This is a genomic window from Stenotrophomonas sp. YJH_SMC_16, from assembly GCF_059367875.1.
Window position 1 is genome coordinate 23,871 of sequence record NZ_JCAFRH010000003.1, and the last position, 12,502, is coordinate 36,372.

7 protein-coding genes are annotated in these 12,502 nt (G+C 66.7%); 3 read left to right on the top strand and 4 right to left on the bottom strand.

Annotated elements, in window-relative coordinates; translation table 11 throughout:
• Nucleotides 1-2: 2 nt before the first annotated feature.
• Nucleotides 3-1,223: a TraB/GumN family protein gene (locus tag AC5P6E_RS07660; RefSeq protein WP_005409278.1), complete on the top strand. Its 1,221-nt coding sequence runs from the start codon at nucleotides 3-5 to the stop codon at nucleotides 1,221-1,223.
• Nucleotides 1,224-1,446: 223 nt separating this feature from the next.
• Here AC5P6E_RS07660 and AC5P6E_RS07665 read toward each other — a convergent pair whose 3' ends face one another.
• Genes AC5P6E_RS07665 through AC5P6E_RS07675 form a run of 3 tightly spaced genes read right to left on the bottom strand, consistent with a single transcriptional unit; the run spans nucleotide 1,447 to nucleotide 9,193 of the window.
• Nucleotides 1,447-4,527, bottom strand: coding sequence for an efflux RND transporter permease subunit (locus AC5P6E_RS07665; RefSeq protein WP_010484555.1), 3,081 nt, complete (start codon nucleotides 4,525-4,527; stop codon nucleotides 1,447-1,449).
• On the bottom strand, nucleotides 4,524-8,045 hold the full coding sequence (locus tag AC5P6E_RS07670; protein WP_019338401.1) for an efflux RND transporter permease subunit: 3,522 nt from the start codon (nucleotides 8,043-8,045) through the stop codon (nucleotides 4,524-4,526). The genes AC5P6E_RS07665 and AC5P6E_RS07670 overlap by 4 nt, the downstream gene beginning before the upstream one ends.
• Nucleotides 8,042-9,193, bottom strand: coding sequence for an efflux RND transporter periplasmic adaptor subunit (locus tag AC5P6E_RS07675; protein WP_010484552.1), 1,152 nt, complete (start codon nucleotides 9,191-9,193; stop codon nucleotides 8,042-8,044). Before AC5P6E_RS07675 ends, AC5P6E_RS07670 begins: the two co-directional genes overlap by 4 nt.
• 206 nt (nucleotides 9,194-9,399) lie before the next feature.
• On the opposite strand from AC5P6E_RS07675, the gene AC5P6E_RS07680 reads away from it, so the two are divergent.
• Entirely contained in the window at nucleotides 9,400-9,795 is a 396-nt protein-coding gene (locus AC5P6E_RS07680; RefSeq protein WP_019338400.1) for a c-type cytochrome, read from the top strand.
• A 9-nt stretch (nucleotides 9,796-9,804) separates the two neighbouring features.
• Complete coding sequence (locus AC5P6E_RS07685; protein WP_010484550.1) at nucleotides 9,805-10,266, top strand: c-type cytochrome; 462 nt, start codon at nucleotides 9,805-9,807, stop codon at nucleotides 10,264-10,266.
• A 144-nt stretch (nucleotides 10,267-10,410) separates the two neighbouring features.
• Here the strand turns inward: AC5P6E_RS07685 and AC5P6E_RS07690 are convergent, their stop codons facing one another.
• On the bottom strand, nucleotides 10,411-12,294 hold the full coding sequence (locus AC5P6E_RS07690; protein WP_019338399.1) for an ATP-binding cassette domain-containing protein: 1,884 nt from the start codon (nucleotides 12,292-12,294) through the stop codon (nucleotides 10,411-10,413).
• Nucleotides 12,295-12,502: the final 208 nt, after the last annotated feature.

The window sequence follows — 12,502 nt, forward strand, 5'->3', positions numbered from 1 at the left end:
CCATGACCGAAACCCTTCCCGAAACCGGCGACGACCTGTTCGCCGGCCAGCCGGTACGCGTCGTCGAACGCGACGGCGTGCGCTACACCCTGCTGGGCACTGCCCACGTTTCGCGCGCCAGCGTTGAGGCGGTGGAGAAAGCCATCGACAGCGGCCGCTTCGATGCCGTTGCCGTTGAACTGGACCCGCAGCGCCTGCAGGCACTGAGTGATCCGGACACGCTGGCCAAGCTCGACCTGGTCGAGGTGATCCGCAAGGGCCGCGTCGCCCTTTTCGCGGCCAACCTGGCCCTGTCCGCCTACCAGCGCCGCTTGGCCGAACAGCTGGACATCGAGCCGGGCGCCGAACTGAAGCGCGCGGTGGAACTGGCCCGCGAACGCGACCTGCCGGTGCACCTGATCGACCGCGAGGTCGGCCTGACCTTCCGCCGCGCCTCGCAGCGGCTGGGTTTCTTCGGCAAGCTGAAGCTGGTCGCCGGCCTCGGCGCCGGCCTGTTCTCGTCCGAGGAAGTGGGCGAGAACGAGATCGAGAAGCTCAAGCAGGGCGACATGCTGGAATCGAGCTTCGGTGAGTTCGCCAGCGAGAGCCCAGCGCTGTACGAGACCATCATCGGCGAGCGTGACCGTTACATGGCCACGCGCCTGCGCGAGGAGCACAACCCGCAGCAGCGTGAAGTGCTGGCGGTTGTCGGTGCGGGTCACCTTGCAGGCCTGGCGCGCTACCTGGAAACCGACACCGAAGCACCGGCGCCGCTGCGTGCCGAGCTGGAAGCGGTACCGAAGAAGCGCAACATCCCGTGGTTCACGCTGGGCATCCTGGCGATCGTGGCGACCGGCATCGGCGTGGGCTTCTACCGCGGCGGCCTCGGCGTGGGTACCGAACTGCTGGCGACCTGGGCGATGTACACCGGCGGCCTGGCGGGCCTGGGCTGCCTGCTGGCCGGCGGCCATCCGCTGAGCATCCTCACTGCCATCGCGGTGGCGCCGTTCAAGCCGTTCCGCCTGAGCATCCCGACCGGCGCATTCTCGGCCTTGGTGGAAGCGCGCCTGCGCAAGCCGGCGTATGAGGACTTCCTCAAGCTGCGCGACGATGCGCAGAGCCTGAAGGGCTGGTACCGCAACCGCGTCACCCGCGTGGTGCTGACCTTCATGCTGACCAACATCGGCAGCATGCTCGGCCTGTGGCTGACCACGTTCAAGGTGTGGGGCAAGGTGGCGGGGTAAACCCCTCAACCGGCCACAGAATCTGTAGCGCACGAGCCCACGCTCGGCCGACTCGGCGACGCGGCGACGCGGCGACGCGGCGAACAGCAGCCGAGCATGGGCTCGGCTCTACAGAGACAAACAGACGCGGCGAGCAGAAAAAAGGGGGAGGCCGCCCCACTACGACCGGCCTCCCCCACACCACAACACGTTGTCGCGCATTACGGTCGAGCAAGCTCGACCACTACACCGGGGTACCCGCCACGACCTCCAGGCCGCGCGCACGGCGGATCAGCCGCGTCACGGCATTGCGCAGGTCATCGAGCACCGCGTAGATGGTCGGCAGGAAGAGCAGGCTGACCACGGTCGAGAACGCCAGGCCCCCGGCAATCGCGCGCGCCATCGGCGCGTACTCCGGGCCGTTGCCGAACATCTGCGTATTGGTCAGCGAGATCGGCACCATCGCCAGGATCGCCGTGCCCATGGTCATCATGATCGGGCGCAGGCGCTCACGGGAGCCTTCAACCAGTGCCTGCGTTCGGCCCATGCCGCCGCGCCGCAGGTTGTTGATGTGTTCGATCATCACGATGCCGTTGTTCACCACCACCCCCATCAGCACCAGGATGCCGATGAAGGACATGATCCCGAACGAGGTGCCGGTGATCCAGAACAGCCAGAACACGCCAAAGATCGAGAACAGCACGCCGCTCATGATCGCCGCCGGGAACAGCAGCGACTCGAACACCGCTGCCATCACCACGTAGATCATCACCAGCGCGATCAGCAGATTGAACACCATCTGCTGCATCGCTTCGTCATCGTTGCCGTAGTCACCGCCATCGAAGGTGAAGCCATAGCCGGCCGGGAAGTTCATCGGCTTGAGCACCGACTCCATCGCCTTGCGGCCATCCGGTGCGGTGACCTTCTCGGCCAGGTTGGCCTTGATGGTCAGCGTGGTCTGGCGGTTGGTGCGGCCGATCTGGGTGGCTGACGAGCCGACGTCAACGGTGACCAGGCTCAGCAGTGGCACGCTGCGGCCATCGCCGGTGCGCACGCTGAAACCTGCCAGGTCTTCCGGGCTGCTCTGCTCGGCGCCAGCGAAGCGCACCCACACCGGTACTTCGTTGTCGCCGCGGCGGAACTCGCGCATCGGTGCACCACGCAGCGCCAGGCCGACGAAGCTGGCGACCTGCTCGGCATTGAAACCAAACGCCGCCGCACGCTCGCGGTCAACGCGCACCTTCAGCTCGCCGCCCTTTTCGCCATTGTCGATGCGCACATCGCGCAGCTCGGCGCGCTGGGCCAGCAGCGGCACCACTTCCTGGCCGATCTCCTGCAGCATCGAACTGGAGTCGCCGACCAGCTGCACCTGCACGCCCTGGTTGCCGCCACCGCCGCCGTCGCCGCCCTGGTTGCCGACGAAATAGTCGGTACGCGCCGACTTCGGCAGGCCCTTGCGCAGTTCTTCCTGCAGCGCCTTGATGTCCTTGGCGTACTTCTCGTCCAGGGTGACCACGGTCGAGCTGCCTTCCTGTTCGCTGTACCAGGAATAGACCTGCTTGACGTGCAGGCGTTCACGATTGGCGTCGATCCAGTTCTCCACCCGCGCCACTTCCTCGGACATCTGCCGGTAGGTGTAGGCGCCCTTCCACATGTAGCCGATGAAGATGTCCTTGCCGCCGTCACCACCGAACATGTCGATCTTGGTCAGCTTCATCGGCACCAGGCTGACCAGCACCACCAGCAGAATGCCGAGCAGGCTCCAGCCACGATGGTGCAGCGACCAGTCCAGCAGCCTGGCGTAGCGGCGCTGCAGGCGCGCGATCATGCCGGTCTGCGAGTGCACCAGCTTGGGCGTGGCCATGCGCGCGGACAGCATCGGGATCAGGCTGACCGCAACCAGCCACGAGGCCAACAGCGAGACCGAGATGGTGATCGCGATCTGCGCCATGAAGATGCTGATGTTGTTGGTCTCGCCAAACAGGTTCGGCACGAACACGATGCAGTGGCACAGCGTGCCAGCGCTGAGCGCGATGGCCACGTTGCGGGTGCCGATGATCGAGGCCAGCCGCGGCTGCCCCGGGAGGCGCTCGCGCTCCTGGTAGATGCTCTCCACCACCACCACGGCGTTGTCGACCAGCATGCCCACCGCCAGCAGCAGGCCCATCATGGTCAGGATGTTCAGCGTCACCCCGACGAAGTACATGAAGCCCAGGGTGATGGTGAAGCAGATTGGAATGGCCAGGGTCACCATCAGCGTCGATGGCCAGTGGCGCAGGAAGAAGAACAGCACCGTCACCGACAGGATCAGGCCGACCGCACCGGCCTCGGCCAGCTCCAGCAGCGAGGAGGTCACCGCCTTGCCCTGGTTGTCGATCACTTTGATCTGCACGTCGCGCATCGACGGCTCCGCGCGGATCGATTCGACCTCGGCCAGCGCCGCGCGCGAGACTTCCACCAGGTTGGCACTGCGTTCCTTGAAGATGTCCAGGCCGACGGCCGGGTTGCCGTCCAGGCGACGCCCGTAGTTCATCCGCGCCGGTTTCAGGCGCACGTCGGCGATGTCGCCCAGGCGCAGGCCCTTGGCGTTGATCACCAGGTCGCGCATTTCCTGCAGGTCGGTGATCTCGCCTACCGGCTGCACGCGCACGCGCTGGCCGTTATCGTCGATCTGCCCGGCCGAGATCGAGAAGTTCAGCGTGCGCAGGCGCTCGCTCAGCTCATTGATGCTCAGACCGTGCGCGTTGAGGCGGTTCGGATCGATGGCGATCTCCACCTCGTTCGGCGGTGCGCCGGTGATGTCGACGCGGGCCACGCCGGGGATGCGCTCGATGCGCCGCTTGAACTCGCGGTCGAGCATGTCGTACGCGGTGGTCAGGTCGGTGGTGCTGGCCAGGCGCACCTTCAGCACCGGCTGGTCACTGCTGGACCACTTGAACACGTTGTAGCGCTGCAGGTCATCGGGCAGGTCGCTGCGGATCGCATCGATGCGTTCGCGTGCATCGGAGGCGGCGATGGCGATATCGCGGTCCCAGTCGCTGAACTCGATGAAGATCAGCGCCGCCTCGGAGGTGGCCGACGAGCGCATGCGCTTGATGCCGGTCATCGTCGCCAGCGATTCCTCCACCGGGCGGATGATGGTCCGCTCCACTTCCTCCGGCGTCGAACCGGTGTACGGGATCTGCACGAACAGGAACGGCGCGGAGATGTCCGGCAGCGCTTCCAGCGGCAGCCGGAACGAGGCTATCAGGCCGATCACCACCAGTGACACGAAACACATGATGGTGGTGACCGGACGGCGGATGGAGAACTCGGCAACACTCATGCCGGTTCCTCCGCACCCGCCGCGCTGCCTGCTGCACCCGGCTCGATCTCACCGGCGTGCTTGCGGCCACGCTCGCGGTAATAGGCATCACCGCGGCGATCCATCAGGTCGTACACCACCGGGATCACCAGCAGGGTGAGCAGGGTCGACACCAGCAGGCCACCGATCACGGTGATCGCCATCGGCGCGCGTACTTCGGCGCCCTCGCCCATCGCCACCGCCAGCGGCAGGAAGCCGAACAGCGTGCACAGCGTGGTCATGATGATCGGCCGCAGGCGCGAACGTGCACCTTCCACCAGGGCCTCATGCTTGGCCACGCCGGCCTCGCGCAACTGGTTGACCTTGTCGATCAGGATGATCGCATTCTTGGTGACCAGGCCCACCAGCAGGATCAAGCCGATGAACACCACCACCGAGATGGGCTTGCCGGTCAGCATCAGTGCCAGGATCGCGCCGACCAGCGCCAGCGGGATGGTGAACAGGATCACGAACGGATGCAGCAGCGACTCGAACTGCGAGGCCATCACCAGGTAGACCAGGAAGATCGCCAGGCCGAAGGCGAAGATCAGCGACTTCGCCGCCTGCGCCAGCTCCTCACCCTGGCCGCCGATGTGCAGGCCGACACCCGCGCCCAGCGGTTGCTCGGCCACCATCTGCTGCACTTCACGCATGGCCGCACCCAGATCGATGTCGCGCAGGTTGGCCGAGACCACCGCAACGCGGGTCTGGTCGGCACGATGGATCTCGCTGGGGCCGGTGGTGGCAACCACGTCGGCAACCGCGTCCAGCGTCACCGGACGGGTGCTGCCCGGATTGACGATCAGCCGACGGATGCTTTCCACACTGGCACGATCACCTTCCTGCGCACGCACCAGCACATCGATCTTGCGGTCACGGAAGCTGTAACGGGTGGCCACGTCGCCACGCACCTTCTTCACCACCACATCGGCGATCTGACGCGTGGTCAGGCCCAGCGCACCCGCGCGTTCCTGGTCGAATCGGATCTGGATTTCCGGGAAGCCCTCTTCCACCGTCGACTTCACGTCGGCGTAGTGCGCATTACCGCGCAGCATCGCCGCCAGGCGCTGGCCGGCCACTTCGAGCGTCGCCATGTCCTGCCCACGCAGCTCGATTTCCAGCGGCGTAGAGAAGCTGAACAGCGCCGGGCGCGCGAAGTCGACCTGTGCACCCGGATGCTGGCCCATGGTGTCACGCAGGCGCTCGGTGATCTCCGCTTCGGTACGTGCATTGCCGCCGCCTTCCATCACCACGGTCAGCTTGCCGATGTTCTCGCCGCTTTCGGTCGGGCTGGCATCCAGGCGGGTGCCGCTGCCACTGACGCCGTACAGCGATGCAACGCCTTCGCCCTTGCCATGCGCCAGCTGCAGCTCGCGCACCAGCGCATCGGTCTGCTTCAGCGGCGTGCCGGCCGGCAGCTTCACCGTCATTTCGAAGCGGTCCTGCGCCAGCTGCGGAATCAGGTCGGCACCGAGCATCGGCACCAGCGCCATGGTCGCCACGAAGATGATCGAGGCCACGCCCAGCACCTTGCCCGGATGCGCCAGCGCACTTGGCAGCAGCCGCAGGTAGCCGCGCTCGGCACCCGCATAGGGCTTCATCGCCAGATCGCTGGCCTTGCGCATCACCGGACCGACCACCGCCACCACGCCACGCCACGCCCGCACGACCAGCCAGGCCAGTGCATAGAAGCTCCAGCGCGCGGTCGCCACGGCACCACGGCGACCCAGCGCCACCGGCTTCTGCCAGCGGTTCTGCGGCTGCCACGGCTCGTTCGGTGCCTCTTCCGGGAACGCCAGCGGCGGCCGTCCCTTCAGCGAGCTCAGCATCGGGATCAGCGTCATCGACACCAGCAGCGAGATCGCAATGGCGATCGCCACGGTCAGTGCCTGGTCGCGGAACAGCTGGCCGGCGATGCCGTCGACGAACACCAGCGGCAGGAACACCGCGATGGTGGTCAGGGTCGAGGCGACCACCGCCATGCTCACTTCGCGGGTACCGACGATGGCCGCCTGCAGGATGCCCAGGCCACGCTCGCGGGCCTTGGCGATGCTCTCCAGCACCACGATCGAGTCGTCCACCACCAGGCCGGTGGCCAGTGCCAGACCGCCCAGCGACATCACGTTCAGGCTCAGGCCGAGCTGGCCCATGAAGAAGAACGTGGCGATGATCGAGACCGGCAGCGACAGGCTGATCACGAACGTGCTCCAGCCATCACGCAGGAACAGGAAGATGATCAGGATGGCCAGCAGCCCGCCGATCACCGCATCCTTCTTGACGTCGGCGATGGCGTGCTCGATGAAGCGCGACTGGTCCTCGATGGTGGTCATCTCGACATCGGAGGGGAACGTGCCCTTGATCTGCTCCAGGCGCTTGCGCAGCGCTTCGGCGGTGGACACGGTGTTGGCATCGCCTTCCTTGTAGATGGCCAGTTCAACCGATTCCTTGCCACCCAGGCGGATCACCGCTTCGCGTTCCTTGTAGCCCTGGCGCACGGTGGCCACATCCTTCAGGCGCACCGGCACACCGTTGGCGACCACGCTGGAACCACCGCCGGAGGACGCGCTCTGCGCCGCCGACGCCGCCGCGATCGCGGCCGCCGAACCGGTCGATGCGGCGATGTTGAACATCTGCTGCAGTGCCGAGTCGGCCGCGCTGCCATTGGCGGCCTGGGTGGTCACCAGCAGGTTGCGGATTTCCTCCAGGTCGGCGAACTGGTTGACGGTGCGCACCAGGAAGCGCTGCGAACCCTCCTCCAGGCGACCGCCGGAGATGTTGATGTTCTCGTCCTTCAGGCGCTTGATGACGGTGTCGATCGGCAGGTTCAGCTGCGCCAGCTTCTGCTGGTCGATGTCGACCTGGATCTCGTCTTCCAGGCCACCGCCGACCTTGACCGCTGCGACGCCGGTGACCGGCTCCAGCTTCTTCTTCAGGTCTTCATCGGCATAGCGGCGCAGGCCGGTCAGCTCGCGGATCGCATCGGCATCGCTGGCCGGTGCCACCTTGTTCGACAGCACCAGGCGCATGATCGGCTCGGTGGACGGATTGAAGCGCAGCAGCACCGGGGCCTTGGCCTCCAGTGGCAGGTTCAGCGCTTCCATCTTGTCGCGCACCTCCAGGCTGGCCTGGTCCATGTTGGTGCCCCAGGCGAACTCCAGCACCACGTCGCTCTGGCCGGTGCGCGAGACCGACTTCAGCTTGCGCAGGTTCTTGACCACGCCCACCGCTTCTTCGACCGGCTGGGTGATCAGGGTTTCGATTTCGGTCGGCGCCGCACCGGTGTACTCGGTGCGCACGGTCAGCGTCGGGTAGCTCAGGTCGGGCAGCAGGTTGACCTTGAGGTTGCCCAGCGCGATCAGCCCGAACAGCAGCAGGGTGACCGTGCACATGGCGATGGTCACGCGGCGGCGGGTGGCGAATTCCACCAGGCCGCCGCGCATGCCGGCGGCGGCGCCGTCGCTCGCCGGCGAGGCACCGTGGTCGTGGCCCGGGGCGGTCATTGCTTGCTCCCGGCCTTGTCTGCCGGCTTGGCGGCCGCTGCGACCGTCTTCGCCTTTGCCTTCGGATCAGCGATCACCTGCACTGCGGTGCCGTCGCGCAGCGCGACCTTGCCGGCGGTGACCACCTGATCACCGGCCGCCAGGCCATCACGGATCTCCACCCACGGGCCCTCGGCGTAACCCAGCTTGACCGGAACGCGTGCGACCTTGCCTTCGCGCACCCGGAACACCGCCGGCTCACCGTCGTCGAGCAGCGCCAGGCGCGGCACCACCAGCGCATCGGCACGCTGGTCGTAATCGATGCGGATGCGGCCGAACATGCCGGGCTGCAGCGCGTGCGCGGCGCCGTCGAAGGCACTGACCACGCGAAACGTGCCGCTGCCCGAATCCACAACCGGCGCGATGCGATCGACGGTGCCGGTGAAGCTCTGCCCCGGCAGTGCATCGGCAGCCAGTGTCACCGGCTGGCCGGCGCGCAGCGTAGCCAGCTCGCGCTCGGGCACATTGAGCGTGGCTTCCAGCCGCGAGTTGTCGACGATGCGGAAGATCGGCGTGTTGATCTGCACGAAGTTGCCGGTCTTGATCGAGCGCGAGGCGATCACGCCGGAGATCGGCGCCACCACCGTGGTGTAGGACAGTTCCAGCGTGGCCAGGCGGTACTGCGCACGGACGTTTTCCAGGTCGTAGCGCAGCTGGTCAACGCTGGCCGCACTGACCAGCTGCTGGACGACCAGCTTCTGTGCACGCTGATAGTCGTTTTCCAGCTTGCGCATCTGCGCTTCGCTCTGCGCCACGGCCAGGCGTGCGCGGTCCGGGTCCAGGCGCACCAGCGGCTGGCCAGCGGTCACCCGCTGGCCTTCCTCGACCAGCACCGCCAGCGCCACGCCGGAGGTCTTGGCGACCACCTGCGATTCGGCGCGTGGTTCCAACGCGGCGGTACCGGTGTAGCTGGCCGCGACGGCACGGTGGCTGGCCACGGCCACTTCGACCGGGACCGCGTCGACCTTCTTCTCCTCCTTGGTCTCGGCGGCCTTGGCTTCGGAATTGGGCCCTGCGGCGCAACCGCCCAGCAGCAGGGAGGTGGAGATCAGCAGTGCGGCAGCGCAGATTCCGCTGCGACGGCCGGACAGGAAGGTTGGGTGCGACATCGTCAGGTCCCTGGAGGATGCGTGGACAGGTGTGGTAGCAAAGTAATGCACCACTTCACGGCAACACCATATCCCAAAGGTCATGGTGCCTTCACGCCACTGGTCGGCCCGCCCCCCATTTCAGCTAGATGAAACCTGGGGCTATACTCGGGTCGTTCCGTACCCCACGCCGGAACGACCAGACCCGAATCCCCGGAAACGACACCATGCGCCCGCAGCCGCTCGCCGCTTGTCTCGCTCTGGCCGTCCTCCTGCCCCTTGGGGCCGCCGCACAGCCCGCTCCTGCTCCTGCCACACCGGCCCCGGCCCCGGCCCCGGCTCCCGCCGCTGCCCCGCCGCCCGCCGCCCCCACCGGCAACTTCGACAATGGCCGTGTCCTGGCCTACACCTGTCAGGGCTGCCACGGGATCACCGGCTACAAGAACGCCTACCCCAGCTACCGGGTGCCGAAGATCGGCGGCCAGACCCAGCAGTACCTGGCCCAGGCCCTGACCGAATACCGCCAGGGCAAGCGCCGGCATCCGACGATGCAGGCGCAGTCGATGAGTTTCAGCGAACAGGAGATCGCCGATCTCTCTGTTTACCTGTCCACCGTCAAGTAAGGCCCGCCCATGTCGAAAGCCGCGCATCCGATGCGTCACGCCATCGCCCTGTCCGTTGCCCTGCTGCTGGCAGCCTGTTCGCAGTCGCAGGTGGAAAACAGCGAGACATCCGCCGCCGACCCGGGCCATGCCAGCGGCGAACACGGCTCTTCTTCTTCGGCCGGCCTGCCCGCAGGCCGCGAGGCCGCCGGTGAAGCCCGCGCCAAGGTGAAGGGCAAGGCCACCAACCAAAGCTGCATCGACTGCCACGGGGCTGACGGCAATGCGCCGATCGACCCGACCTATCCGAAGCTGGGTGGGCAGTACGGCGACTATCTGGCGCACGCCCTGCAGGCCTACCGTGCCGGTGACCGCCAGCACATGTTGATGACGCCGCAGGCGAAGGACCTGAGCGATCAGGACATCGCCGATCTGGCGGCGTACTTCGGCAGCCGGCCGAGCCAGTTGCGGGATCTGCACGGGGTTAAATGACCGCTGGCCCCCGGTGGGTGCGGAATCCGCTTTGGTGGGTGCGGACCTTGGTCCGCACTGATGCAGGCATCCACGCATGGCGTGGATCTACCAGGCACCGGCGTCGGTAGGTGCGGACCGTTGGTCCGCACGAACCCGGCGAACTCAGCCTTCCAGCTCTTCCCAGCGTGCGTACGCGGCATCCAGCTCGGCCTGCACCTTGGCCAGCTGCTGGGTGTGCGCGGTCACTTCGGCGCTGCTGCGGGTGTAGAACGACGGATCGTTCATCGCCGAGGTCAGCCCTTCGACATCGCCTTCCAGCTTCTCGATGGTCTTCGGCAGCTGCTCCAGTTCGCGCGCTTCCTTGTAGGCCAGCTTGCGCTTCGGTGCGGCCGGAGCTGCGGCCGTCGGGGTGGCCGGTGCAGCAACCGCCGGCTTGGCTGCCGGAGCCGCAGCAGGCGCTGCGATGCTGGCTGCATAGCGCTGCCAGTCGCTGTAGCCGCCGACGTACTCGCCAATCACGCCATCGCCTTCCATCACCAGCGTGGAGGTCACCACGTTGTCGATGAAGTCACGGTCGTGGCTGACCAGCAGCAGCGTGCCGGTGTAGTCGCCCAGCAGCTCTTCCAGCAGCTCCAGCGTTTCCACGTCCAGGTCGTTGGTCGGTTCGTCCATCACCAGCAGGTTGGACGGCTGCGCGAACAGCTTGGCCAGCAGCAGGCGGTTGCGCTCGCCACCGGACAGGCGGGTGATCGGTGCGCGCGCACGTTCCGGGGTGAACATGAAGTCCTGCAGGTAGGCATGCACGTGCTTGCGCTTGCCGTTGAACTCGAGGAAGTCACGGCCTTCGGCCACGTTCTCGATCGCGCTCCAGTCTTCGCGCAGCACCGCGCGGTACTGGTCGAAATAGGCGATCTGCAGGTTGGTGCCGGCGTTGACTTCGCCCTTGGCCGGCTGCAGTTCACCCAGCAGCAGTTTCAGCAGCGTGGTCTTGCCGCTGCCGTTGGGGCCGATCAGGCCGATGCGGTCACCGCGCAGGATGGTGGTGGTGAAGTCGCGGACCATGGTGCGCTCGCCGAAGGCGAACGAAATGTCCTTGACGTCGATGACCTTCTTGCCGGAGCTGACGCCCTGCGCGGCTTCCATCTTGACGTTGCCGCTGAGATCGCGGCGCGCGGAACGCTCGTTGCGCATCGCCTTCAGGCGGCGCACACGGCCTTCATCGCGGGTACGACGGGCCTTGATGCCCTGGCGGATCCACACTTCTTCCTGCGCCAGCAGCTTGTCGAAGCGGGCATTTTCCTGCGCCTGCGCGTTGAGGCGTTCCTCGCGGCGGCGCTCGTAGTTGGCCCAGTCGCCCGGCCAGCTGGTGACCTGGCCGCGGTCGATCTCGACGATGCGGGTGGCCAGCGCACGCAGGAAGCGACGGTCATGGGTGACGAACACCACGCTGCCACTCCAGCCCTTCAGGAACGCTTCGAGCCAGTCGATGGCTTCGATATCCAGGTGGTTGGTGGGTTCGTCCAGCAGCAACACGTCCGGGCTGGACACCAGCGCGCGCGCGAGCAGCACGCGGCGCTTCATGCCGCCGGACAGGCGGCCGAACTCGGCCTCGCCGTCCAGGTCGAGCTTGGTCAGGGTTTCGCTGACACGCTGGTCCAGGCCCCAGCCGTTGGCGGCGTCGATCTTGGCCTGCACATTGCCGAGGGCTTCGCCATCGAACACCTCGGCATGGCTGAGGTGGTGGAATTCGGCCAGCCACTGGCCCAGTTCGCCGAGGCCATCGGCGACGACGTCGAACACCGAGCCGGCGGCGCCGTGTGGCACTTCCTGCTCCAGGCGGGTGACGCGCACGCCCTGCTGCACGCGGACTTCGCCGTCATCGGGCTTGTGGTCGCCGGACAGCAGCTTGAGCAGGGTGGATTTGCCGGCGCCGTTGCGGCCGATCAGGGCGATGCGTTCGCCCGGCTCGATCGACAGTTCGGCCTTTTCCAGCAACAACGGGCCGCCGACGCTGAAGTCGACGTTCTGCAGAGTAATCAGAGGCATCCGGATATTGTACGGGTTGGGGGCGTCGGCCGGGTTGCACCCGGCACCCGCAGAGGCAACCGCCGCAGCCAAAGCAACGTCAAAAGCTGGTTTCCTGTGGGATGGCGGGATGGGTCCGGTCGCGGGGGACGCCGTAAACCCGTCCCTGGGGGCTTGGCCGCGGCATCCATGCCGCGGACACCCCCGCAACCGGACCCATCCCGCCTTC